The organism is Planctomycetaceae bacterium (genome assembly GCA_041398825.1).
Lineage (GTDB): Bacteria > Planctomycetota > Planctomycetia > Planctomycetales > Planctomycetaceae > F1-80-MAGs062.
Genome location: JAWKTX010000007.1, coordinates 181,984 through 207,944 on the forward strand (window position 1 = coordinate 181,984; position 25,961 = coordinate 207,944).

At 54.6% G+C, this 25,961-nt stretch carries 21 protein-coding genes; 6 read left to right on the forward strand and 15 right to left on the reverse strand.

Annotation, left to right across the window (positions count from 1 at the left end):
* Positions 1 to 66: 66 nt before the first annotated feature.
* The 6 genes from fabF to rpmF form a co-directional block, all read right to left on the reverse strand.
* Positions 67 to 1,314 (reverse strand): beta-ketoacyl-ACP synthase II, encoded by a 1,248-nt coding sequence (gene fabF, locus R3C20_14270; protein MEZ6041668.1) that lies wholly within the window; start codon positions 1,312 to 1,314, stop codon positions 67 to 69.
* 192 nt (positions 1,315 to 1,506) lie between these two features.
* Complete coding sequence (gene acpP / locus R3C20_14275) at positions 1,507 to 1,737, reverse strand: acyl carrier protein (GenBank protein MEZ6041669.1); 231 nt, start codon at positions 1,735 to 1,737, stop codon at positions 1,507 to 1,509.
* Entirely contained in the window at positions 1,727 to 1,915 is a 189-nt protein-coding gene (locus R3C20_14280; protein ID MEZ6041670.1) for a hypothetical protein, read from the reverse strand. Before R3C20_14280 ends, acpP begins: the two co-directional genes overlap by 11 nt.
* Positions 1,916 to 1,983: 68 nt before the next feature.
* Positions 1,984 to 2,913 carry an ACP S-malonyltransferase gene (fabD, locus tag R3C20_14285; protein MEZ6041671.1) on the reverse strand — a complete coding sequence of 310 codons (930 nt, stop codon included), beginning with the start codon at positions 2,911 to 2,913 and terminating at the stop codon, positions 1,984 to 1,986.
* A gap of 101 nt (positions 2,914 to 3,014) precedes the next feature.
* The gene (gene plsX, locus R3C20_14290; protein ID MEZ6041672.1) at positions 3,015 to 4,028 is read right to left on the reverse strand and encodes a phosphate acyltransferase PlsX; all 1,014 of its coding nucleotides are present in this window, start codon (positions 4,026 to 4,028) and stop codon (positions 3,015 to 3,017) included.
* A gap of 5 nt (positions 4,029 to 4,033) precedes the next feature.
* Positions 4,034 to 4,216, reverse strand: a complete 183-nt coding sequence (gene rpmF, locus R3C20_14295; GenBank protein MEZ6041673.1) for a 50S ribosomal protein L32 — start codon at positions 4,214 to 4,216, stop codon at positions 4,034 to 4,036.
* Positions 4,217 to 4,706: 490 nt separating this feature from the next.
* Between rpmF and R3C20_14300 the strand changes: the two genes are divergently transcribed.
* The 4 genes from R3C20_14300 (at position 4,707) to R3C20_14315 (ending at position 12,384) form a co-directional block, all read left to right on the forward strand.
* A complete protein-coding gene (locus R3C20_14300) occupies positions 4,707 to 6,941 on the forward strand; it encodes a DUF1549 and DUF1553 domain-containing protein (GenBank protein ID MEZ6041674.1) in 2,235 nt (744 codons plus the stop codon).
* A gap of 4 nt (positions 6,942 to 6,945) precedes the next feature.
* On the forward strand, positions 6,946 to 8,289 hold the full coding sequence (locus tag R3C20_14305; GenBank protein MEZ6041675.1) for a DUF1501 domain-containing protein: 1,344 nt from the start codon (positions 6,946 to 6,948) through the stop codon (positions 8,287 to 8,289).
* Positions 8,290 to 8,476: 187 nt separating this feature from the next.
* Positions 8,477 to 8,602: a hypothetical protein gene (locus R3C20_14310; GenBank protein MEZ6041676.1), complete on the forward strand. Its 126-nt coding sequence runs from the start codon at positions 8,477 to 8,479 to the stop codon at positions 8,600 to 8,602.
* 587 nt (positions 8,603 to 9,189) lie between these two features.
* Positions 9,190 to 12,384 (forward strand): sigma 54-interacting transcriptional regulator, encoded by a 3,195-nt coding sequence (locus R3C20_14315; protein ID MEZ6041677.1) that lies wholly within the window; start codon positions 9,190 to 9,192, stop codon positions 12,382 to 12,384.
* 71 nt (positions 12,385 to 12,455) lie between these two features.
* Here the strand turns inward: R3C20_14315 and R3C20_14320 are convergent, their stop codons facing one another.
* The 9 genes from R3C20_14320 to R3C20_14360 all read right to left on the reverse strand — a co-directional run bounded on the left by R3C20_14320 (position 12,456) and on the right by R3C20_14360 (position 23,808).
* A complete protein-coding gene (locus tag R3C20_14320; GenBank protein MEZ6041678.1) occupies positions 12,456 to 13,349 on the reverse strand; it encodes a DUF58 domain-containing protein in 894 nt (297 codons plus the stop codon).
* Positions 13,350 to 13,495: 146 nt separating this feature from the next.
* Positions 13,496 to 14,872 carry an aminotransferase class I/II-fold pyridoxal phosphate-dependent enzyme gene (locus R3C20_14325; GenBank protein MEZ6041679.1) on the reverse strand — a complete coding sequence of 459 codons (1,377 nt, stop codon included), beginning with the start codon at positions 14,870 to 14,872 and terminating at the stop codon, positions 13,496 to 13,498.
* Between the two features lie 20 nt (positions 14,873 to 14,892).
* Positions 14,893 to 15,729, reverse strand: coding sequence for a hypothetical protein (locus tag R3C20_14330; GenBank protein MEZ6041680.1), 837 nt, complete (start codon positions 15,727 to 15,729; stop codon positions 14,893 to 14,895).
* Positions 15,726 to 17,540 carry a DUF58 domain-containing protein gene (locus R3C20_14335; GenBank protein ID MEZ6041681.1) on the reverse strand — a complete coding sequence of 605 codons (1,815 nt, stop codon included), beginning with the start codon at positions 17,538 to 17,540 and terminating at the stop codon, positions 15,726 to 15,728. Before R3C20_14335 ends, R3C20_14330 begins: the two co-directional genes overlap by 4 nt.
* Positions 17,537 to 18,505 carry a MoxR family ATPase gene (locus tag R3C20_14340; GenBank protein MEZ6041682.1) on the reverse strand — a complete coding sequence of 323 codons (969 nt, stop codon included), beginning with the start codon at positions 18,503 to 18,505 and terminating at the stop codon, positions 17,537 to 17,539. Before R3C20_14340 ends, R3C20_14335 begins: the two co-directional genes overlap by 4 nt.
* A 4-nt stretch (positions 18,506 to 18,509) precedes the next feature.
* A complete protein-coding gene (locus R3C20_14345) occupies positions 18,510 to 19,991 on the reverse strand; it encodes a sulfatase-like hydrolase/transferase (GenBank protein ID MEZ6041683.1) in 1,482 nt (493 codons plus the stop codon).
* A gap of 283 nt (positions 19,992 to 20,274) precedes the next feature.
* Positions 20,275 to 21,000, reverse strand: coding sequence for a deoxyribose-phosphate aldolase (gene deoC, locus R3C20_14350; GenBank protein MEZ6041684.1), 726 nt, complete (start codon positions 20,998 to 21,000; stop codon positions 20,275 to 20,277).
* Positions 21,001 to 21,185: 185 nt separating this feature from the next.
* Complete coding sequence (locus R3C20_14355; protein MEZ6041685.1) at positions 21,186 to 21,737, reverse strand: NUDIX domain-containing protein; 552 nt, start codon at positions 21,735 to 21,737, stop codon at positions 21,186 to 21,188.
* A gap of 76 nt (positions 21,738 to 21,813) precedes the next feature.
* The gene (locus R3C20_14360; protein ID MEZ6041686.1) at positions 21,814 to 23,808 is read right to left on the reverse strand and encodes a hypothetical protein; all 1,995 of its coding nucleotides are present in this window, start codon (positions 23,806 to 23,808) and stop codon (positions 21,814 to 21,816) included.
* 259 nt (positions 23,809 to 24,067) lie between these two features.
* Here R3C20_14360 and R3C20_14365 point away from each other — a divergent pair, with 259 nt between their 5' ends.
* Positions 24,068 to 24,787, forward strand: coding sequence for a YggS family pyridoxal phosphate-dependent enzyme (locus R3C20_14365; GenBank protein ID MEZ6041687.1), 720 nt, complete (start codon positions 24,068 to 24,070; stop codon positions 24,785 to 24,787).
* 406 nt (positions 24,788 to 25,193) lie between these two features.
* The gene (locus R3C20_14370) at positions 25,194 to 25,955 is read left to right on the forward strand and encodes an ATP-binding cassette domain-containing protein (GenBank protein ID MEZ6041688.1); all 762 of its coding nucleotides are present in this window, start codon (positions 25,194 to 25,196) and stop codon (positions 25,953 to 25,955) included.
* The last annotated feature ends 6 nt before the right edge of the window (positions 25,956 to 25,961 follow it).

A 25,961-nucleotide genomic window follows, 5' to 3' on the forward strand; every position in this document is an offset into this window, starting at 1 on the left:
GATTCATCGCGATTACCGCAAATTACGCCAACAGACGCCAGTTCGTGCCGATTCACGGCGTTGCAGCTATTCGAGGGCGGAAAAGACTATGCAGGCATTATGGCCCCCAAAACCGAAACTGTTTTTCATCACCTTGCCAACTCGCATGTTTCTGGCACTGTGCGGCACATAGTCCAGGTCACACGCTTCGTCGGGAGTCTCAAGATTCCCCGTTGGCGGAACTTTTTGTTCACCAATTGCCTTTACACAAAACGCTGACTCGACGCCACCCGAAGCCCCCAGCAGATGCCCCGTTTGACCTTTTGTGCTCGAAATTGCCAGGCCATCCGCGTGGCTCCCGAAGACAGATCGGATCGCATTTGATTCTGCCACATCGCCCAGCGGCGTGCTGGTGCCGTGCGCATTGATGTAATCGATTGCGTCAGGATTGATTCCGGCATCGCAAATAGCCGCGTTCATGGCGTACGCCGCGCCGATTCCACGCGGATCTGGTGCCGTCAGGTGCGTGGCATCGGAAGACATTCCGTATCCGATGATTTCTGCCAGTATGTTCGCACCGCGTTTGCGGGCAAACTCCAATTCTTCCAGAACCAGAATGCCGGCTCCTTCCGACAAAACGAACCCATCGCGATCCTGGTCGAATGGGCGACTGGCTTCCTGCGGGGCTTCATTACGAGTCGACAACGCCTGCATTCTGGCAAACCCGGCAATGCCCATCGGTGTCAACCCGGCTTCAGTTCCTCCGCTGACCATTACATCAGCAACACCGTGTTGAATCAGTCGGAACGCGTCGCCAATCGCATTCGTTCCCGATGCACATGCCGTACAGACTGCGGTATTTGGACCGCGCAGACCCCAGCGCACGGAGATATTACCACTGGCCGCGTTGATAATGAGCTTCGGAATCATGAATGCGGAAATTCGTTCCGGGCCGCGATCGAAGAGTCGAGAATGCTGATCTTCAATCTCATCCAAACCACCAATCCCGCTACCGACCAGAACGCCGTATCGGTAGGGGTCGCCCAGAGAGAAATCAATCCCTGAATGCTGAATCGCAAAATGGGCGGCGACAAGTGAAAACTGAGCGAAACGGTCGATGCGCCTCACATCGCGGGAATCAAAGTCCAGATAGTCCGCCGCGTTGAACTGCTTGATTTCGCCGCCAAACCGCACTTTGAAATCGCGACAATCGAACCGCTGAATGGGCGAGACTCCGCTCTGACCTTCGCAGACAGCTTTCCAGACTCTTTCGACGCAGCAACCAAGCGGCGTAACAACGCCAAGCCCTGTCACTACAACTCTACGTCGTGACATGATGGTGTTCGCCGCGGTTCAGGAGGACTGACAGAGAATGGACATGCACATCAAATCAGACTGGGTACGAGGTCAAATCAACATCTGCCGGGAGAGACTCAACAAAAAAGGCGAATGCCGCGCCGTCAAAACACGGTCACAGCGACATCCGCCTGTCTTCTGGTATCTATCGATCTGACCAGAGCAAACCGCTTACGATTTGCCTTCGATGTAGGTGATTGCGTCACCGACGGTCTTAATTTTGTCGTAGTCTTCGTCCGGAATCTTGACGTCAAATTCGTCTTCCAGAGCCATCACCAGTTCGACGATGTCCAGCGAATCAGCCTTCAGATCGTCAACGAATGAGCTGGGGCGGACGATTTCTTCTTTGGGAACGTTCAGCTGATCGCTGACGATATCGATGACTTTTTCTTCAATAGACACTGATCACTTCCTCCATCCCGAACGCCTGTTTCGATGCCATCATCGGGGCAATAATCGGGGGCAAATAGATGCTTGCAGTCATTAACAACTGTGACTGCAACGGCAACGCCTTTGCTAAGCCACGAATTGAGCGGAAGATATATCGGGTTTGCGAAATGATGTAAACCCGATCATTCACACCCCGGTCTCCAATTCCAAATCTCAGCAGGAGAGGACGTTTGGAGCCCGGAGGCAAAGTCCTGCCCGTCAGATTCCAGCGGTGTCGTCAAACGAATCATTGACCGTGTTACAGGCAGTCTTCCGGCTGATGCGCTTCAGCAGCCCCTTAAGCACTTTGCCCGGGCCAACTTCGTAAAAGTCTGAACAACCTTCCGCCAGCAGGTAATTCATCGAATCTTCCCAGCGAACAGGGTTGATAACCTGCTGCACCAGCAGTTGCCGAATTTCCTCCGGGTCCGAATGCGGCCGGGCATCGACATTCGATATCACAGGAATGCGTGGCGATGAAATGCGAACCCCAGCAAGCGCGTCGGCCAGTGACTGGTCAGCGGGACTCATAATCTCGGTATGAAAAGCACCGGCCACGGCCAGAGGAATCGCTCGGCCTCCAGCCTCCCCTGCGAGCTCGGCAGCCCGTTCGCAACCAGCCTTTTCACCGCTGACAACCAGATTACCAGGACACAGATAATTCGCGATCCGAACCCGGCCCGTTTCAGAAGCCTGCTCGCAGATTTCCTCCACCTTTTCGCGATCCAGCAGGAGAATACTCACCATGCCGGAAGGCGTTGCCTCTGCGGCCGCCTGCATCGCCTGACCGCGTCGCTGGACCACTCGAAGTCCATCTTCGAATGACATCGCATCGGCAAACACCAGGGCGGTGTATTCTCCCAGACTCAAGCCGGCGGTCATTTCGCAGCTTTCGGCCACACCAGGACTGTCGGTCCTCAACTTTTCCAGAGCCGCCAGGCTGGTCACAAAGAGTGCCGGCTGACTGATATCCGTCGAATCCAGTTTCTCGGCAGGGCCATCGAAGCATAACCGGGCAAGATCGAAGCCCAGAATTTGCCCGGCCTGTTCGTACATTTCCCGGACCCGCGGGTACTGTTCGGCCATTCGGCGTCCCATGCCCACGTGCTGTGCCCCCTGGCCCGGAAAAAGAAGTGCGGTGCGAGACATCACAAATCACCTTTCAATGAACGGGTTACCGCAGGCAGTTGCTGGCCGACTAAATGGCGGTTGGCAGATCCGTGGCCGGATTCAAATGAGGCCCGTAGAGATCAGGCCTGATCAGATTTCAAAGGATGGGCCGCTATATGATCCATGATCTGAGCGTTGATATGATTCTCGTTGATCTGCGTCGCCATCTTCAGAGCGTTGCTGATCGAATCGCCATCACTGGACCCGTGACAAATGATGCAGACCCCATCAATGCCAAGCAAAGGCGCGCCGCCGGATTCCTGATACCGAAACTGTTGCGTCAGTTCGCTGAGCGTTCTGGCGGCAAGGTCGCGTTCCGTGGTCAACGTCTTCAAAAGCGCGCCGCCAACAGTCCGCAACAGAAACTCAGCCATCCCTTCGCTGACCTTCAAGACCACGTTGCCTACGAAACCCTCACAGATCAGCACATCGGCCTCACCATGGTAAAGGCCTCGACCTTCTACGTTCCCCACGTAAAGATGACGCAAAGGAGAACTGCACAGGAAGGAGTGCGTTTCACGGTAAAGTTCGTTTCCTTTGCCGTCTTCGCTTCCAATATTCATCAGACCAACGCGCGGCGACGCTATCCCCAGCATTTCCCGGGCATAAATCGAACCCATCATGCCGTACTGATACAGATGTTCCGGCCTGGCAGCCGGGTTAGCACCGACATCCATCAGCACACAGGGCCCGCTCAACGTTGGCAGCGTGACGGCGATGCCGGGGCGTTTGATTCCTTTCAGGAACAGACGGGTTCTCAGCCCGGCAGCGACAACTGCCCCCGTGTTTCCGGCACTGACAACGGCATCGGCATCCCCGGAGGCCATCAATTGCCAGCATCTTGCGATGGAGCAATTCGGTTTTTCCCGGAGCGCGACGGTCGGCTTTTCCTCCATCCCGACGACGCCCTCAGATTCTACGATTTTCACAGAATCGGGTACGCCACCAGCGGATGCAATCTCCTGCTCCAGGGGCGCGCGATCGCCCACCAGAAGGATCTCAAGACCTGGGATCTTTCCAACAGCGTCAATCGCACCAATGATGTTGGGAGCCGGGGCGAAGTCGCCCCCCATCGCATCCAACGCGATTCGCATGAATTCTAATCCTCAGCGTCCTCAACCATGGTTCGGCCCTGGTAGTAGCCGCAGGTTGGGCACACAACATGAGTCGGAACCATGGTTGCACACTGTGGACATTTCGCCAACTGCCGCGGTTTTACTGCGTTGTGGCTGTTTCGCTTACGCGATCGTGACTTTGACTGCCTTCTCTTGGGAACGGCCATGACTGCCTCACCAGATCTGATTTACTTGTTAACCAACCAGCCTTCATTCGCCAGACGACTGTCATCGTAGCAAACGTCGAAAACACACAATCGTCCGTCGACCGACTTCCTCATCAGAATCACAGCTTTCGACCTCTCACTTTCCACCAGAAAGAAAAAAGTCGCAGACACCGACAAGTTTAGTTGACAAATGTGCATCTACCCCGCGCGGGAAGCGGGAATCGTGCCAAACGGCGTGTGTTATGTCAAGGACGAGTCTCTGAATCGGCCGCGGATCACCCATTCCAGGAGACTCAGGACGTGCAAGTGCCGACTAAAGGGTGTATAGTCACCCTGCGTTCACGAATCTGGTCTCCGCCAGGAATCCGGCCCCGGTCAGGAATCTGGTTTCACCGGTAAAGTGCCGCGCCCGCCGATCTCTCCCACCATAGCGTTCGCCTTTTGGCAGTTGCTGGCCCATCCCTCAACTGCAGGCAAGGGTGTCTGCCCGATGAAGCCAAACCCAGCCATCATCTCATCACTCCGTGCCGCGGTCGTCATTGCGATGTCCTGTGTGGCAGTTCAACCATCTTTCGGGGCAGAGACTCCGTCGCTCCAGAATCCGCCTGCTGAAACGGTCGATTTTGAGAATGAAGTGGTGCCGATACTGACGCGATTCGGATGCAATAGCGGCCCCTGCCATGGAAAGTCGCGAGGCCAGGGAGGATTGCAGCTTTCGCTTCTGGGTTTCGATCCTCAATTCGATTTTGACGCCATTGTAAAAGAAGGGCGAGGGCGTCGTATCTTTGCGGCGTCGCCAGCTTCCAGCTTGTTTCTGCAAAAGCCAACAGGGGAAGTTCCCCACGGTGGTGGCCGGCGACTGGATCGTTCCGGCAAAGAGCACGAGGTACTGGTCAACTGGATTCGGCAGGGCATGCCCCGCAGGGCTCCCGACGCACCGACGCTCGAAAGAGTTACGGTCTCTCCCGAGTCCGTCGTCCTGAAGAACGGCGAAACCGGCACACTGACCGTCACTGCTCATTACAATGACGGAACAAGCCGCGACGTTACATCACTGAGTCAATTCCAGTCCAATGAATCACCCATCGTCAGCGTGGACGACAACGGGAATTTCGAAGCTGGCCAAATCACCGGAGAAGCGGCATTGATGGCGCGGTTTCTGGGCCAGTTTGCCGTTTGCATGGCTGCGGTACCTATGCCGGGTGAAGTCGATGCAGAGCGATACGCCAGCCTTCCTCAGCGCAATTTCATCGATGGACTCGTCTGGCAGAAACTTCAGCGACTGCACATTACGCCCTCAGAAATCTGTGATGATCATACGTTTCTGCGGCGAGCCACCACGGATATCTGCGGACGGGTGCCTACGTCCAGTGAAGTTGCAGACTTTCTGGCCGACACATCGACGGACAAGCGTTCGCAACTGATCGATCGGTTGCTTCAGGAACCAGACTTCGCGGACCACTGGGCCAACAAATGGATGGACCTGCTTCGCCCCAATCCGTATCACGTCGGCATCAAGACAGTCTTGAACTACGATAACTGGATTCGACAGGCGTTTCGCGAGCGACGTCCCTGGGATCAGTTCGCACGTGACCTGATCGCATCCACCGGCAGCACCTGGCGAGACGGAGCGCCAACGATGTATCGCGACCGTCGAACCCCCGAAGAACAGACAACTCTGGTTAGCCAGTTGTTTATCGGTGTTCGACTGGAATGCGCAAAGTGTCATCACCATCCGTTTGAAGTCTGGGGACAAGACGATTTCTACAGTTTTGCCGCATACTTCGCGAAAATCGGTCGCAAGGGAACAGGCATCTCTGCACCGATCTCCGGTTCCGAAGAATATTTCTTTCCCGGTACCAAAGGGACTGTCAAACATCCCATCACCGGCGAAGTGATGACCCCCAAACCCCTCTTCGGCAATGCGGTAGTGAACGAGGACGAATCTGACCCCAGAGCAGTGCTGGCCAGATGGATTACCTCTCCCGAAAATCATTTGTTTGCTCAGGTGATGGCAAATCGAATCTGGGCAGACCTGATGGGGCGGGGAATCGTTGAACCGGTGGATGACTTCCGCGCGACAAATCCTCCGTCAAACCCCGAACTCATCGCCGCACTAGGAGACCACTTTCGCGACTCCGGATACTCGATCGCCGAACTGGTTCGAACCATCGCCAATTCGCATGTGTACCAGCTGAGCTCTCTGCCTTCGGATCGCAACATCACGGACACGCGGTACTATTCGCGGCATTACCGACAGCGACTGAGAGCTGAAGTTCTACTGGATGCCTTCGCGCAGATTACGGGAATGCCCCAGGATTTCCCCGCGATGCCGCCGGGCACGAACGCCCGACAAATCTGGACACATCGGACGGCGTCCCTGTTTCTGGATACGTTCGGTCGACCCGACCCGAATCAGGACCCTCCCTGTGAGCGAATCACCGAGCAAACCGTTGTCCAAAGCCTGCACCTGATGAACAACGAAGAGCTGCATCGGGATTTGACGAACGATCAGAGTAATGCCGCGAAACTCGCTGCCAGCGAGAAAACGCCGGAAGAAGTCACCACTGAAATCTATCGTCTCGTCTTTGGACGGAACCCTTCGGCAGAGGAAATCGAGTTCATTCGATCTTTGCTGGAAGCTGAGGGAGCCAACCGACGTCAGGTGATCGAAGATGTGATGTGGTCTATGTTGAATTCTCCTGAATTTGTCCTGCAGGATTGATCTGATGAGTTTGCACAAGAACTGCGAAGGAGCAACGCGTCGCGACTGCCTTCAATTTGGCGTTGGCGCGTTGCTGGGCACTGGGTTGGTGGGCAGCCTGAGGGCACGCGGAGAAGCCACGCGGAAGGGCGGCGGACCCAAAGCCAAAGCCACCAGTTGTATTCTGATCTGGATGGATGGTGGCCCGACGCATTTCGAAACCTTCGACCCCAAGCCCGACGCGCCGGTGGAATATCGCGGCGAATTCACACACATTCAAACAGCGGTTTCGGGGGTCAACTATTCCGAACACATGGTCAGGCTGGCTGCAACGCTGGATGACTACGCAATGATTCGTTCGATCCGGCATAATCAGGGCAACCACGGCGCTGGCAATCATTACATGATGACAGGAGCTCCGCCACGGATTCCGGTTGGATGCGGCGCATTCGTCAGTTTCCATCCCAGTATGGGCTCAGTGGTCGCCAGAGAACTGGGCCGAGACAATGGACTTCCAAACTACTTCAGCATGCCACAAATGAGCCGGTCAGGCGGACCGAATTTTCTGGGAGCAAAGTACGCACCATTCGTGGTGAGCGACGATCCGAACCGAGACAAGTTTCGTGTTCGAGATGTGGCTCTGCCTCGTGATCTGGCCGAAGCACGGTTCTCCACACGAACCGATTTAAGATCGAAGATTGATCGAATGGTTCGTCTCAACGACGAAGCATCGGGGGATCCTGCAGTATCCTTTGACGACTATTTTCAGCAGGGCTACGACCTCGTCACCAGTCCCGAAGCACAGCGGGCCTTCGACATCAGCCAGGAACCGGATGAAGTCCGTGATCGATACGGGCGAAACGGTCTGGGACAGCGATGCCTTCTGGCAAGACGACTCGTCGAAGCCGGCGTTCCATTCATTACTGTTTACGACGGCGGATGGGATCACCATTCCAACATCTTTGGGGCATTGCGAAAACGTCTGCCCGACTGGGACAACAGTGTTGCCACTTTGATTCAGGATTTGAAAGAACGAGGGCTGCTCGATTCGACACTGGTTGTCGCACTAGGTGAGTTTGGCCGCACCCCGACGATCTCAACATTGTCGGGCCAGAACACACCCGGGCGAGACCACTGGGCAAATGCGATGAGCGTTCTGATGGCCGGCGGTGGAACTCCCGGAGGTACAGTAGTCGGCTCAACCGATCGCAAAGGTCACTCAGCTCTCGAGAACGTCCTTGCGCCGGAGAACTTTGTTTCGACCGTCTACTGGAAGTTGGGGATCGATCCCAATACGGTCCTTTACACACCTCAAGGTCGCCCGGCACACCTGGTCAGCGATCCGAATCCGATCAGAGAACTGATTTAGCCGACAGAGCTGATCAGATCTGAGGTTTGGGGGCATGGTTGACGACCGCAACCCGGCTTTGCACTGAGCATTTCTGTACGGCATCAACGCCATTCTGTAACAAAACCGAAAACACGACGCCTGGAAACCAATGTCAACGGTTGAAACCGTTTTTTGGTTCGGTGTTTGAAGCCCCGGGAGAGTTACGATGTCTCAGAATCAAACCAGCAACAGTAGCCAGAACGATAGTCAGCGAGAACAGAGCGAAATTCGATCGGAGCTTCAGGAATTCGCTCGATTGCTCGAAGTGTGTTTTGGTGAGATTGAATACTAACCGGGCCTGGCCTAACCCAACTGTCCGTTGAAAAATTGGGACTGGCTCGAGCAGGAGACCTGAAGACACGATGGTTTCCAGTCCTGCGTGCATGTCCCGGTTTTTCAATGGATAGCTAAGCCGAAGAAAGCCCCTGCGGCGAAGAAAGCCCCTGCGGTATTGAACCTCAGGGGCTTCCTTATGCGCATAAAGAAAGCCCTTCGTTAGTGAGCAAAGCGCGGGGACTGAACGATGAAAGGAATTGGGGAAAGCTCAAACGGATGGGTCAACCGTCTTCGCAAGTGTATTCTTCGTTCAACACTAAGCTCAGCTTGACCGAAGGGCTAGCTGGGTATCTCTGGACACTGCATTCATTGTGCCATTAATGCCAATCTACCAGGCTTTTCTGCAAGAATTACCGAAACGCCCGCTGGATCTCCTGTGGGCCTCAGCTTTTGTCGAAAACCCACCAGTTGTTCATGCGGAATATCACGGCGCCGAACATCTCATTTATTGAATTGTCGGCGCTGAACGGATAAGATTGCGCTGAAATCTGTCGGCGCCGAGCGCCGAAATGGACGGGAAACGCCTAATTTGGGTATTTTGCATTGCTCTGGAAGTCTGCAAGACTGTCTGAGAACGCAGTCGACCTGCGTCCAATAGTTGCCATTTCAACCGGAGCTGTTGTGACGTTTAGTGTCGTTGTGCTGTGGTACGTCGCAACATTTCCTGACATTGGCCTGCGTTGTTTGTTGCCAACCCTGCCGACAGAGCACCGTCTGGGTGGAGTGACCATCCAACAACAGCGGTTACCAGACGAGGTATCACCCCAGCCGTCACCTGGTGATCGGTTGGTGGAAGTGAACGGTAAACGCGTTACGACGTTTCTGGACTTTGTCGATCAGCTCATCGCAATTCGATCTGCAAAGATTGCCCCGGGTGGGCAACTTTCCCCGGGTTCTGACCCCAGCGAATTGCCAGTGCCTCCTATCGTCGAGGTATTTGGAACAGAGCCGGATGCAGCAGCGGAGCGGATGGTCGAGATCCGCTTCCACCGTCAGGATAGTGTGAACAAAGGGGGAATGGCCCTCGCGAACCGTATCTATCTGCCGGTGCACCCAGTCGAGATTGTTGATATTTCGATGACGATATTCTGGTTTGTTTGCCAGCTGGCCATTCTGGGAGTTGCGCTGGCGGCTTACTGGCATCGTCCGTTTGACCGGGTGGCACAGAACTTCTGTCTGATGTCCTGTGCATCAATGGGCGCATTCGTCGGGGGATTCCACTGGTGGATCCTCACAGGTTCACCGTTGCTGAACATTCCTTTCATTATCTGTGCCATGCTATTGCCCGCGATGGTGTTGAATTTCTTTCTGGTGTTTCCGGTGGAACCGGAATTCATCCGGGAACGTCGTCGTACTTTTCAGTGGATCTTGTTCGGGCCTGCGGTCTTCATGACCGTCGCTCTTGTGATCGTCTACTGGTCAGCCTGGTGTCTGAACGGAACCACCGGTGTCGACGGAACGCTCAACGCCCTTCAGAAGACAACTCTTCTGGCGAGGTATCTTGCGTGGGGTGGTACAGCCGACCTTGACCTGGTCACTCTGTCCACCTGGCTTCTGTACGCCCTGAGATGCCTGGTACATATTGCAATCGGCATTGCTGCAATCTACTTCATGTTGACGGTAGCCGTGCTGGCAACAAGTTTGTTCCGAATCAACGCTCCTCGGGAACGAAGCCAGGTACTGACCATTCTGGCCGCGGCGGCCATTGCTTCCATCCCCATTGGTTACACGCTGTTCCTGGCGATGTTCGAATCCGTCGCCTTTGCATTGGGAGCTGCACATAAACCAATGTTCGCTGCCAGCATGATCTTTATGGCAGCCTATGCGAACGGGATGTTACGGCATCGGTTAATTCTGGCAGACGACACCCTGGAGAAAAGCCGACGGTACTCCATGATGTCTCTTCTTGTATCCGGAGGATTCTGTACCTGCCTTGCGATAGGTGGTGTTGCCGCTCACGCCTACAACCTGCCGCTGAACTCATCGACGGCTCAGCAGATTTCCCTGTTCCTGATCCTGCTGTTGGCTGCTTCGCTGAGCCTGTGGGTACGCGATCGATTGCAGTCCGTGGTAGACCGCCGATTCTTCAGTGAGAAGTATCAGCTGGACCGAACCCTTCAGCAACTCAACCGCGCGGCTGGTTACCTTGCAGACCCGTCTGTGATGTCGGAAATCACGTTGCGCACCTGTCAGGAAGTCATCGATGCTTCGTCCGCATGTATGTATGTGCGTGACGGATCAGGAGCCTACCGGCTGATTGGTGTGCGATCAGCCCCCGGCGCGCCGTCGACCTTAAAGGCAGAGCGACTTCCGATCACTCGCGCTGACGAAATGGTTGTACAGCGGATACCGTCTATCTCCCGCGTATCGATGTCACCCGTTCAGCAGCTACTGCATGAACTGAAGGCTGAGCTGGCCTGTTTTCTGGAGGATGAAGGCGGATTGCATGGTTTGATTCTGGTTGGTCGTCGCAAGAGCGGTACGCAGTACACGGCTGAGGATATTGCTTTTCTTCATGCCATTGGACAGATGAGCGTGCTGGCATTGCATAGTTCGCGTGCGAATCAGACGATGGCACGCCTGGATGCTGAGCTCAAGGTCAAGGTTGATCGCATTGCAGAACAGCAGCGCCAGGTGGCGATGCTGCGCGCAGAACTGACGTCGTTGCAGCGTGATGCGGGCCAAACACTGATCACATCGAGTGACGAAGATTTCGATCGCGAAGGAATTCGCGGAAACAGCACCTCGCTGGCAGAAGTGCTGACTCAGGTACGCAAGGTTTCACGTAGCCTTTCAACCGTTCTGGTGAGGGGAGAAAGTGGTACCGGTAAAGAACTTCTGGCGAGAGTCATTCACCGCAACAGCGATCGTCGCGACAAGCCACTGATCTGTGTCAATTGTGCGGCGTTGTCGAGTTCATTGCTCGAAAGCGAACTTTTTGGTCACGTGAAGGGCGCATTTACGGGGGCGCATGCTGACAAGGAAGGGCGATTTCAGGCTGCGAACGGAGGAACGTTGTTTCTGGATGAAATCGGGGATGTTTCGCACGAAACACAGGTCAAATTACTCAGGGTATTGCAGGAACGCTGTTTTGAGCCAGTGGGAAGCGACAAGACTGTTCATGTTGACGTTCGCCTGATCGCTGCGACGAATCGAGATCTGGAGGCCATGATTGCAAAGGGGGATTTCCGCGAAGACCTGTTTTATCGGCTCAACGTGGTTTCTGTCACTTTGCCGCCACTTCGCGAACGCAGAGAAGATCTGATCGAACTGGTCTTCTTTTTCCTCAGCCGGTCATCACAGAAGGCACGAAAACAAATTCGACAGATCGAGCCCGACGCACTGGAAGCTTTAGAACAGCACACATGGCCGGGAAACGTCCGCGAACTGGAAAACGTGATGGAGCGAGCCGTGGTGATGGCCGACAGTGACGTCGTCACGCTTGCTGATCTTCCACTGGAGATTCGGAAATCGACTCGGAAGCGTATTGTTTACGAACAGCCGATACCGATGGTCATTGGTCGAGAACAGTCTGAAACGATATCAGGGAAAGAGCGAGTAAACGAAGTGTACTCGGCCAAAGTCATCATTCCCGATGACATTGATCCGGCGGGTGAGGCGGCACTGCTGAAGAAAGCACTTCGAGATGCAGCTGGCAACAAAGCGCTTGCTGCCCGCCACCTGAATCTGCCTCGCAGTACGTTTTACAGCAAGTGCAAGAAATACCGAATTTCCTAGAACGTCTCGTTCCGATACTCAATCTCGCCGTAACGGCGGAGCAGGTATTCGACAGAGATTGTGCCTGTCCTTCAGAAGCGAGCCTGTCGCTGGTAGAGGTATTCGAGAAGAGCTTTGTCAAAGGGCATACTGGTATCCAGAGCGACGTAGTCTGCCCCAATGCTCAGACAGGTTGAACGGTACTGTTCGCGTAATTCGGCAAGTGCTTCCAGGTAGTCGGCGCGAATGGCGGCCGCATCCACCACTTCGTGCTCATCAGATTCCGGTTCGATCAGATCAACACTACCTGAAAAAGGAAACGAAACCTCAGCCTCGTCCAGAATGTGGAACAGTATGACGTCGTGTCCCGCGTGCCGAAGCATCCGAAGGCTGGCAATAATTTCTTCAGGCTCCGCCAGGAGGTCAGACAGCAGGATCATCAGACTGCGATGCCGGATCATCGAAGCGATTCGACGCAGATTGCCTGCAATGTCGGTTGTACCACTGGGCTGACATCTCTGCAGAACAGCGAGGATATCTCCAAACTGTGATCGACGACTTCGTGCAGGCAGACAGGCACGAAGTTGATCGTCAAATGTCATCAGGCCAATCGGGTCCTGCTGATGAACCATCAAGTAGCTGAGCGCGGCGGCAAGGCAAATCGAATAGTCAAATTTGGTCAGTGTTTGTCGATAGGTGTAGGCCATACTTCGAGACAGGTCCATCAGGATGTAACCCGTGATGTTCGTTTCGGCCTGGTAACGCTTGACGTAGATACGATCTGTCCGGGCAAAAACCAGCCAGTCTATATCCTTCGGATCGTCTCCCGGGTTGTACCGGCGGTGTTCGCTGAATTCGACGCTGAACCCCTGAAACGGACTGGTATGCAACCCGCTCAGGAAGCCTTCGACGATGAACTTCGCGCGAAGATCGAGTCGCGCGATGTTCTGAATGACTTCGGGCTTGAGGTATTGTTCGGCGGACATGAGATTCCTGTTCGGACAAACCTGTTCACGCTTCGTCAGGACTTCGACAACCGCTGTTCGCACCGGCAGTTGCATCGAAGTATGGGCGGGACTTGCAGAACTTCAGTGGCCGCACGCCCGACAAACGGACTGGTTGTCCATACAGTCTATTCCGCCGCATCGCTGGATGCATCCGTTGCCGTAGTGCCGTCGACATTCGTGGCTGAAAGACATTTATCGATCTGGCGGACAGCCTGACGAAGTCGTTGTGAATTTTCCACAATCGCCAGTCGCAGACAGCCCTCACCTTCGGGTCCGAAACCACGCCCCGGGCTGACAGCCACTCCGCCTTCATTCAAAAGCTTCATCGCGAATTCGATCGACCCCATCTTCCGCCATGGTTCCGGAATCTCCGCCCAAACGAACATTCCGGCTTTGGGGACTGTCACATTCCAGCCCAGGCGAGACAGTCCTTCGCAAAGCACATCTCTGCGACTTTGGTATTCAGTGGCCAGACTTTCGATGGCGGCGTCGCAGTGTCGCATGGCAACGATGGCGGCGATCTGGATGGGCTGAAAGATTCCGTAGTCGTAGTAGCCTTTAATGGTGGCCAGCGCGCGGACCATTTCAGGATTACCACAGCAAAAGCCGATGCGCCAGCCAGCCATGCTGTAACTCTTGCTCATCGAGGTCATTTCCACACCCACATCCAGGGCGCCGGGAGTCGCGAGAAAACTCGGTGCGACGTAGCCGTCATAGCAAATGTCTGCATAGGCAAAGTCGCTGATCACAAGGAAATTGTGCTTCTTTGCTAGTCTCACAAGTTCGACGTAAAAATCCTGTTCAATGATCGTGGACGATGGATTGTGAGGAAAGTTGACCACCACCACTTTGGGTTTAGGTACCAGATGTTCGCAGGTGTAAGCGATATTCCGGAGGAATTTCTCCGGATCACGCACGTCGAGAGCGATCACGTTGCCGGAAGCCAGCATGACGGCATAGACGTGAATCGGAAATGAAGGTGCGGGGACAATTGCTGTATCGCCTGGACCCATCAGCGCCAGGCACATATGGCTGAAGCCTTCTTTCGAGCCCAGACAGGCGAGCACTTCGTCATTGGGGTCGAGCCGAACACCGTAGCGTTTCCAGTATCTCGCCGACACTTCTTTGCGAAGGTTGCCAATACCATTCGATACCGAATACCGATGGTTGCGAGGATCAACAAGAGCTTCCTCAATCTTCTGAACGATCAGCGGGTCTGGCGGATCAGTAGGATTTCCCATCCCCAGATCGATAACATCGACACCGGCCACGCGAAGCTGGTATTTGCGTTTATTGATCGCTCCGAACAGATACGGTGGCAGGCGTTTGACGCGTTCTGCGACTGGGATGTTGAACGGGTTGTCTTCGAAAAGGACTTCGGATTCGCTTCGCATGATTTTTTGCCTGGGGCAGAGAATCGGGAGGTTTCGCACCTTCAAACAGCCGTTCCCTGTGAGTTTTCCTGCCATCTTATATCGACGCAGGAATTCGTGCGATGCCATCCAGGGATACTTTCCTGGCATTAGCTTTCGGCGCTGTCCGAAACTTTGGCTTTTGGCCGACGTTTTGTCAGGAGTTTCAGTCGTCGAACAACAATTCGGCGCAGGTCTGGGTTGTGAGCCTTAAGAAATGCAGAACGCGCATACTGGCTGGACTGCGATTCTGTTTGCTGCCGCCAGGTGATTTCGGTCAATAAAATGAGCAGGCCCAGCAGGCAGGTCAGGAGGAAAGGGCCCGGCCAGAGAAAAACGGAATTCCCGGACGAATTGACCAGCCATTCGGCTCTCCCTGCCGAAGGCGGCAGGATCATCAGGATGACCACTGCTGCAACACATGCCGCCAGCAACCTTGTCAGGCCAAACCCTGCGGACAACGCCGACCTGCCAATGGCGGAAGCAGCAGCCGACTGTTCGCTGGCACTGGTGTTTGAGGCTCTCGGACTGCTTGAAGGTTCAGGTTCGTCGAACCAGAGGCTTCGGAGCATCGCCATCAAACCCGAACTTGTTGTTTGACGCAGTAATCGATACCGGCTGACAAACAGGATAAGGCTCAACACCAGCATGTCGGACACGAGGTAGCCCATGCCGCCGCCAAGTTGACGCGATTCACTGGAGAAAAGATCGATTTGAATGAAGACCAGCAGTATTGTGCCCGTCCATCGCTTCACCGAAAGCAGTAGTACGGCGGCAAAGATCAGTCGCAGCGACACAGCAATGCGTGAAGCCTCGAAGCTGGACGTTCCAACCAGAACTCCTGTGCCGAGCGTCAGCAGGACGTATGCGATCAGTTGAAACATCAGACCGCTCTTGTTGACAGCATAGGACGAACAGCTGCGTGAGGAAGTACGGGTTTGTGTCATGTTCGAACTCCGGCAGCACGGACGCTTGAACCAGCAGTTCGTCCTGATCGAGCGAGTTCTGTTTCGGCCATCACCATTCGAATGGCGTTCGATTCGCCGGACATCGATACGGCAATTCCCAACCGTCGAAGTTCGCGGTTCATTCGCTGCTTTAATTCACGGTTTCGAATTTGTTCGGCCGCAAACAGCAAATCTGCCACATCATCTCTGCGGGGGGTGGTATTCGCAGGACCGGGACGAACAAAAGTGGGCGATGGGCAGACGACTGCGACCCGATGATGCCGCCCTCGCGCCATGCGAAGGGCTGGCAACAGATGTGAGATTGCAGGAGCACAATCGAGCAGATCCGAAAGTATGACAAGGACTTCATTGTCGCGAGCGTGGGCAACCGTTGTTCGCACGGCGTCGCTCAGGAGTTCCATGCGAGCCATGCCGTCATGAAATCCTCGTTCACGCGGCGGGATCACAGGTTCCATCCACGACATACCGGTCAGCACCAGAAAATGCTGCATATAAAGGCCCATCATCGCGTCGTCATAAATCAGCCTCACCTGGGTTGCAGGCCCGAGCGCAAAGATTTCTGCAAACGCTCCGGCCAGCATGCTGCGAACGTGATGGATCCGACGTTTCCACGGTGAAATGGGAAACAAGGCAAAAGGCACCTGGTTGAAACGATCATCCATCAATTCCGGAAACCGTTCTCCACAAACATTGGTGGCCGTGTTCAGCAGTTCGGGGGTCAGTTTGATGGGAGGTGCTGGTGGCGGAACACTGAACTCAGAAAATGCTTCCACCAGACTGTAGAAGCCCTTATCGCCATTCCCTGGTTTGATCCGGCGTTGACCACGTTCGTCAAACAAAACGGCCCCGACCGGGTCGCCTGCAGAGATCGCCGACTTCGCGACGCTGCAGGCCACAAAGTTCATTTGGTCGATCAGCCGTCGGCCGAAACCTCCCAAACGGGTTCCGATGGTTCCATCAAGTATCAGCTGAACCCGGACGGGAACTTCTGATTCGTACTGTCGAGTCATCAGTTTGTCTCTGCGGGCGGAGACTTTCCAGGCAATGGACTTTGGCGGATCCCCCGGTACATATTCCCGCAATTCCAGCAATTCTGAACCCATACCCGATCGCTGGAGTCGGTGAATACCATGCTGCGACAGGGCGTTGGTGCGTTTGATCATCGACTGGGGTGAATCGGTTTCGGCGTAATTCGGAAGAACGCGAAATTCCTGCCGCAGATCGATGAACCGTTCAACCCGAAAAAACCCAAGTGCATCCTGTATAGTCAGACGAAGACCCGGCAGCAGCATTTTACCTGCGCCACGCATTCGTGCCGTGTACGACCACGAAATCTCGGGCACGCCAACAATGACTGAAAGCTGATTACCCGTTCGTGCCTCGATCGCTGAATTCGCAGCGGACATTTCGCGGCCTGCAGCCGCAGACTCAATGAATACCTGAGGATCCCGGGGACTTTCGCTGAGCAGCTCGACATTTTCGGGAAGGACATCTTTGATGCGCAGAATGGGATGAATGAAGCCCGAAGCGGATTCCAGCTTAACAGTCACATGCACCGGGCGTCCACACCAGAGTACGCCGCCGGTCCCGGATCGACCGTTGACGGTCCGACTCACACGCAGCCCGGGCAACTGGTACCAGACGCGCCAGCAGAAGACGGCCCATTCTGTGATAATCCAGATCAGGACAGACAGTGAAAGTGTGGCGAGCCCCATCTGTCCCCGCAACATGCCGAGAAACAGCCCTACAGCCCCCGGCAGCACCAACCACCTGGCCCGTGCGGTCATCATTGCAAACTGCTCTTCAGTACCGGGACGGACTGGATGACCTGCTGAATGACTTCGTCAACAGAACGTCCGTCCATTTCAGCCTCAGGTCTCATGATCAGGCGGTGGGCCAGTACAGGCAAACAGACTCGCTGAATATCTTCGTGGGTCAAATATTCCCGACCGCACATGAGCGCATGAACTCGCGATGCCTTCATCAGACTGATCGCCGCCCTCGGGCTGGCTCCCAGAACCAGGTCCGGATGCTCGCGACTTTTTCGAGCCAGATCGACAATGTATTCCTGGAGCTCGCGAGTTCCGTAGACCGTGTCTATCTGATGCTGAATACCGCTGATTTCTTCGGCATTCGTGACCGCAGACGGTATCGAAATCTGATGGCTATGCAGCTCCAGCATGTTGACTTCCTGGTCCCTCGCGGGATAGCCAACGTGGATGCGGAAAAGAAAACGGTCCAGTTGTGCTTCTGGTAGCCGATAGACGCCTTCCTGTTCGATTGGGTTCTGAGTGGCAAGGACCATGAACGGATGGGGCAACGGCAATGTATGACCTTCGATGGTCACCTGTCGTTCCTGCATGGCCTCCAGAAGCGACGACTGCGTCCGCGCCGGCGCGCGGTTCAATTCGTCTGCGAGCAGCAGTTGGCAAAACACGGGCCCTTTCCGCAAGACAAAGTCGCTTGTCTGCCGATCCAGCACCTGTGTTCCGGTCACGTCTGACGGCAGTAAATCGGGTGTGAACTGAACACGTTCGTAGTGCAGACCAAGGACGGCTGAAAACGTTCGACAAAGCGTTGTTTTTGCCGTACCGGGCACGCCTTCCAGCAGTACATGACCACCGGCAAGCAATGCCATCAGCATCTGGTCGGTGACGTCATCGAGCCCGACAACAACCTGATCGACAGCTTTGCGAGTCCGACTTCGAAGGTCGCTGACACGGCGAGCCAACTCTGATGTATTAGCGAATGACACGAGTCTATTGTTCCTGCTGATTTTTCCACGCGGGCGAATCAGCGACGAGTTCACGATAGTGGCTTTCGAAAAGCTCGATCAGATGATTTTGTTCCGCCAGATCGCGGTGGTAGAGGTTTCGCGTCTCGCCGGGATCGTTTTCGACGTTGTAGATTTCGAAGTCGGTCAACTGGGCTTCGCGTACGGTCTTCAGGCCTTCGGGAGTCAGGTTTTCCATTTTGGGTACGCTGCCGCCATCCAGGCGAGCCAGCACTTTCCAGGGTCCGTGTCGCATTGCCACTCGGGCGTCGTTGATGGCGTTGTAGTAGGCCCAGAGAAGTGGTCGAGGGCGTTCCGGCAACTTGTCGTCAGAAATGAGCGATGCCAGACTGACGCCATCAAAATTTCGACCTGCTGGCAGTGGCTGGCCGGCCAGCTCACAAAATGTCGGAAGCATATCCAGTGCGGAAGCCGGAGCGTCGATGACTCGTCCGGACCTGATCGCAGCCGGCCAGCTCATAATTCCGGCAACGTGAAATCCACCGTCGTGCGTATGCAGCTTCATTCCGCGAAGATGTGCCGTCGTTCCCCAGCTCCGATTGGCCGTTCGGTACCTGTTGAGCGTCTCGGGGCCATTGTCCGCACTGAAGACAACCAGTGTATTTTCCCGAAGCCTGAGCCTGTCGAGCGTTTCGATGACTCGCCCCACAGCCAGGTCGACGTTATGAACGTTGGCGTAATACTGGGCCTGATCTTCGTTTTGTGAGACGGGAAGATATTTTTCCACCAGATCCCGAGGTGACGCCACCGGTTCGTGCGGTTCGTGAAATGCCAGGTAAATGAAGAAGGGTTGATCTGAGTGATCTTTGTTTTGTTTCTCCAGCCATGTCATCGCCTCTGTGGTTGCAATCTGGCAACTAAAGCCCTCCTGTTTGCCAATCCATTCACCATTTCGCACGTAGTTGGCCGGGTTCTCGTGCGACGGTCCGGCGTTGTTCTGGGTCGCCAGCCAGTGATCGAAACCAGCATCCCCGGGTTGAGGCTGAGCAGCGTGATTGAATCGACTGTTGCAGTGCCACTTGCCTGCCATGCAGGTTGCATACCCTGCCCTCCTGAGAAGTTGTGGCACGGTGACTTCTTCTCGACGCATATGGACAAGTTCGCGAGCATCCTCTTTCTGCGGTGGTTTATTGCCCCGTACTTCAGGGATCCAGTCATAGACTCCGGCCCGATTCGGGCTGCGGCCGGTCATCAGGCCCACGCGCGAAGGCGAACAAACCGGTGCGGCTGAGTAAAAATTCGTGAATCGAATCCCCTCATTTGCGAGGGCGTCGATATTGGGAGTCTGGATGTGGGGATGCCCATGGACACCCAGATCGCCATAGCCAAGATCATCACACAAGATCATGATGATACCCGGGCGAGTGTCGGCCTCTGCATTGCCGAGGCATGCAAGCTGGGCGGAGACCATCAACACCAATCTGCAAATCCAGAGTCGACGATTCATTCACACGTTCCCTGTTCAAAGTGGATCAAACCAGGTTGCAAAGGTTATCGCCTGAGCAAGGCAAATAAAATCGGTTGGGTAGAGAACATGGCGTTCTTCGATTTTCCTCTTACGATTTCGATTGCGTCAAAACGACGGATAACGTCTCCCGCCCTGTATTCCGTCAAAGGCCGGACCACAGTGTCAACGTGTTACAAATGCTCTGTCAATTCGTCGGAGCAGGACAATTATCCGAAGAGAACCCAATTGCTCTCGCTACCTGCCTACGGTCAGTCCAGATGAGTTAATAGCCATTGGAGTCAGCCTTGAAGTCGAACACAATGGGTTCCAGTCCGAGACGCTGGCGGCAGTCGTCCAGCATGGCCTGGGTAGCACTGGCGCCGATGCGACTCACGCCGATCTCGCGACACTGTAGCAGGGTGTCCATGTCTCTGACGCCACCCGCCGCCTTGACCTGAACCGCCGGAGCGGAATGCTTCCGCATCAGTTTGAGGTCGTCGATGGTCGCTCCGCCAGTGCCATAGCCCGTCGATGTCTTGACCCAGTCTGCACTTAATTCGCTGCAGATTTCACAAAGCCGAATCTTGTGATTTTCACTCAGATAACAGTTCTCAAAGATCACTTTGACCTTTTGACCTGCGGCGTGTGCGACATCGATGACTGCTTTGATATCAGTCCGGACGTAGTCCCAGTCACCGCTCAGAACCTTGCTGATGTTGACGACCATGTCGAGTTCTTCGCCACCGTCATTCAGAGCCCGGATGGCTTCCGCCTCTTTGATGGATGTCGTGTGACCGCCATGTGGAAAACCAATCACCGTACTCGCTTTGCAGCCGCTGCCAGCGAGAATTTCAGCGCAGCGTTTCAGGTAATACGGCTGAATACAAACGCTGCCCGCTTTGTATGCCACGGCAAGCTGGCAACCAATTTCAAAATCATCGACCGTCATTGTTGGTTTCAACAGTGAATGGTCAATCATGCGTGAGATGTCTTCGTAGGTATAGTTCATTGGGGAAAGTTTGATTTGTCAGAGGTTAAAGCTGGAGGGAGGATTGACCTGATTCTCCGCAGCACCGGACTTTCAGGCCCCGGTTGCTCCGGAAGACGATCATCGCTCCTGGCATTAGAAAATCCGTGCTGGCGATCCCGGTACGTTGCGACATCCGGATCATCGGGCACTGTAACGATCGTCGTCTATTTTTTCTGCTTTCGCAGTTTGAGAAACATTTGCAGTGCTTTGCGGTTGGATTCGAAGGCCATGTTCTTCAGTTCTTTCGTCGTGGGGTGACAAAAGTGCCACGCTTCGATCTCACCTTCCTGAAGTTTCATTTTATCGAATGATCGGACGGTCACAGCAAAGAACAGATCCGTGACAGGCAGAATCGCACCGCCGTAGGCGTACTGATTGGGGTACGACACCAGATAGTGATAGTCCATCACTTTAAGCTGCGTTTCCTCCCGAACTTCCCGGATGAGGGCTTCTTCTGCTGTTTCACCCGGATCGACGAATCCGCCGGGCAGCCCATACATCCCTTTGCCGGGATCTTTCGCTCGCACCAGCAAAAGCACCTGTCCATCGACATCCGTAATAATTGCGCCAACGGCCGAACAGGGACTGAAGAAGTGTGTGTAATGGCATTCGGAACAGCGGAAAGGATTTGTCCCGCGCTTCTTTGCCTTCGCACCACATTTTGGGCAACAGGTCCAGGTCTTGAAAAGAGGTTGATCAGCTTTAGATGGTGCCATGATTTTGTTCGAATGAAATAAGGGGTAAACAGCGGTCACATGACCACTGGATTGTTATCAGCTTTGTGTTGGCTGACTACTCAGTGACAGCTTCAACTGTCGGCGATTCTCCTGGCAGTGTCGCATTCGACACGAGTGCTTCCATGGTCATAAGCCAGCGTGCTGCAAAATACCGGGCTGTCGCCGCTCCAAGCTTTCCGCTCATCTGTATGCCGGAGGAATCGGCGTCCACGTAGAGTTCGGCGTCCTGACTGCCTCCCAGGTCGATGACTCTCTTCATGAGATCCGGACTGGGTTGATCACTCGTACTGGCCGCCGGTACTGTTTGACCATTGACGCTGGCTCGCGCGGAGTTGCTCAAAGCACGACCGAATTGCCCATCGAGCCACATCGGCAGACTGGCGAGCCCTGTTGGTTCGTCTTGTGGCCATGCGGTCCATTTCTGCAGATCCAGTTTTCCTGTCAGAAGTGGTGTTTTCGTGCGGAGCGACGATCCACCGCATTTTTCGATCGATTGCCGAAGAATCTCATGTGAGGTTTCGCCGCCGGCCGCGAACCACAGGCTGGAATTGACGTGTGTGATGTAGAGGTGCGTCAGGTGAATCGGTGATGCGGGTTTTGAATCGGGGAGTCGCATCATAATCATGGAATGCTCCCCCAACTTTGACATGGCGATGCGATCGGTGAAGTCTGGTGGTAATTGCGGACTGGTCAGCAGGTCAAACAGAGACTTCAGCATCTCCGGATTGTCGTCGACCTGCAGCCCACCATAAACCACTGCCCCGGCGGACGCATTCCAACCCACTTTCATCAGCAGTTCGAGGTCGCGACGCGTCGCCAGCGATTCCATGGATTCGCCAAACTCACTGCCTGCAATCGCAACATCAACGTTACCCTGCGATGCCTCAATGATGCGGTTCTTCAGCCAGACAGCGGCAGCATTGATGACCTTTTCTGTCTCTTCCGGAAAATGTACGCATGTGTGGAACGTGAAAGCAGCATCGTCAGAGAGAATCGGCGCGAAACGACTCCGGCCGGAGGTGTAATCGTCCAGTCGCTTCGAAAAATTGCTGTTGTTGCGTGCCTGTAGTCGAAGTTCTCCGAGAAGCGGCTGATTCGTATCGGCCAGGGTAAGTCGGCCGGACAAATGTTCCACATCGAAAATCATCGTGTGAATCGCTTCGAGTCCGATATCTCCGGCAGATCGCCGCAGGGCATAATCAATCGGATCTTCCTCGTCCCGTTGTTGCAGTCCGGCGGAAGCAGCGCCGCCAATGGTGCTCCAGAACAGGTGTTTGAAGCCAACCGGAATTCGATCGACATAGAAATCTACTTCACCATCCATACCTTCTGCTGCTGCACCAATCAAAGCTTCGGCGGTTGGCAACTCTGTATTGAACAGATCCTCATAACTGCTGGTGAACATGAATCCGTCATGGTAACGCATGTATTGAGTCACCGTAAATTTGCGTTCACGAAAACGCCGGCCGCCCTCTTCGATGATTTCTCCTTCATCATCGAGATCCCTGACTTCGACAGCCGCTCCTTTGGTTCCAAATCCAATTGTGACCTGCGTTGATTCTGTTTCTGAATCCTCTGCTGCATCTGTGATATCTTCACGCCAGCTGGTTTTGATCGTTTTCCTGTATTTACCTTTCGCCCCTTCCAGCGAGACATTGCCGGCCTCCTGAGATCGAGTCCCTGCCCGGACCAGCCGTTCGAAGTCGGCTTCGTCCAGCACCTGTGAGAACTGAATGGATTCCACACCCGGAACCAGCCCCTGGACCATGAAGACCATCTGGCCGGTGACGGGATTCGGATGTTTCGAAATCGCAAGTTCAGCTTCTTCAGTTTTGAATGCTTCGAGAAGCCGTTCGCCGATGTTCAACTCCTGGTTGAGTTCAATCAGGTAGTCTCTCATCCCTCTGGCGTTGAGTCGCCCCGAACGGATCACCACGATTGGCTTTGCCGCAAGCTTTCGTGCTGCAGTTGCATCCTGTGCAGCACCGGTGCTGGCAGTGGAAATGACGGCCAGCAACAGCAGTCCCGCGGTGTGATGGATGTAATTCATGCTTCAATGCCTTCCGTTCAAAGCAAATCGACTGCACGATCCAGAACTTAATTCCCGAAGTTTGAGTCGTGAGTTGTACTGACTTTGCCTGGATCCGCCGATTGCCGGGGATTCGTTTGAGAGAATTTCTGAGGTCGGTTCCACACGACCTCCTGCCGGAATTCGCTCCGGGACGTATATTCTGAGTTTTATTTGCCGACTTCAGTGACAGGTCCTGCATCATTTTCGTGCCGCAACTTGCCCGGCGGAAAGTCGCATCATGACGCCCGAGACGATAAGAAGCGTAATTGAAACCAACCTTCGTGATGTTCGAGGTCAAATCGCGGCTGCCCAAGCCCGCAGCGAGAACGCAGCCGACGTCGTTCAGGTGGTGGCTGTGACCAAGTACGCGAACTGGGATTGGGTGCAGGCCCTTTCGTCTCTTCATGATGTCTTTGGCGAAAACCGACCTCAACAACTGGCCGAACGACAGAATCTCATGCCGCGCATGCAGTGGCATTTGATCGGTCAGTTGCAGCGCAACAAGGCTCGACTTGCGGTGAGCCATGCATCCGTGATTCATTCCATTGATTCCATCCGGCTTCTGGCGCGTATCGTTGAAATCGCGTCCGAAAACAGGTCGGAATCGTGTCCGTCGTTACTGCTGCAGGTGAATGTTACCGGCGAAGCCAGCAAATCGGGTTTCTCGCCTGATGAATTGCGATCCACATGGGATGAAATCCTGGCGTTTTCCGGAAGCGTCCCGATCGTCGGACTCATGACGATGGCCGAAGACACCGACGACCCCGGCGAAGCCCGGCCCGCGTTCACCGCATTGAGACTGCTGCGAGATGAATTGGCCGAACGCTCCAACAGCTCCGGCACCGCACTCCCACTGCCACACCTTTCGATGGGAATGAGTGGGGATTTCGTTCCCGCCGTCGAAGAAGGTGCAACTCTGGTCCGCATTGGCAGTCGACTCTTTCAGGGGCTTGAGTGAGATTTCCCCGTCAGTACGCCGGTCCGCGTGCTTCGCAGCAAAGCGCTCCCCCCTCAGCGCTCTCATGCGGGAACGAATCATTTTCGGAACGACATGGTGTTGAGTCGAATCTGCATTTCACTCTGATTTTGACTGGGTAACCGATTACCAGCGAACGTATGATGCGCGGTCGGGAGAAATTGGAACACTGTTTGCTTCCACCACGCGTGAAGCGACACGCAACTGCCGTTGTGGCAGCGTTTGCGCGCGTTGGGTTTGCCTGGAAGCGTTCCCGCGAGGGAAGTTGATGGATTTCCCTTTTCAGAATGGGAGAACAGGTGCCTGAATCTTCGAAAGGCAGCTGTCGACCACAAGTTGGCAGTGTTTTCAAAAAGACAGATTTTTGAAGAAGACAGAGACTATTGCTATGAGTGTGTCTTTGGAGAAAGAAGTGTCTGGCGATGCATCAACGGGCAGCGCCATGATTGAAGCTCGGGGACTTTCAAAATTTTACGCTGATTTTGCAGCCACGCGTGATGTGACGTTTTCGGTACCAGCCGGTCAGGTGTGCGCTTTTCTTGGCCCGAACGGCGCCGGAAAAAGCACGACAATGAAAATGCTGACGGGTTTCCTTTCGCCGAGTGCGGGAGAAGCGTTCATCGCTGGCAAGAACATAGCGACGGATCGAATTGCAGCGAGCGGTCAGTTGGGCTACCTGCCTGAAAATGGTCCGCTGTACGTGGAAATGACGCCAAAATCGCTGCTGGAGTACATTGGTGCAGTGCGAGGCCTCAGCGGTGAAAAACTGGCCGCACGTTTAAATTGGGTTGCGGATAAGTGTTCGCTGAATGAAGTCTGGCGAAAGCCGATTTCGAAACTGTCGCGCGGATTTCGTCAGCGTGTGGGAATGGCCCATGCGATGCTGCATGATCCTGATGTGCTGATTCTTGATGAGCCCACCAGTGGACTCGACCCAAACCAGGTCCATGGAGTGCGGGAATTGATCACAGAGCTGGCAAAAACCAAGACGATCCTGCTCAGCACGCACATCCTGCAGGAGGTTCGGGCAGTCTGCGATCGGATTATTCTGATCAGTGCGGGTCGGATCGTTTTCGATGGACCGACCTCTGATCTCGGTAGCAGCGAGGTTGAAATGGAAAAGCAGTTCCGAGAGTTAACTGCCGCATAGATATTG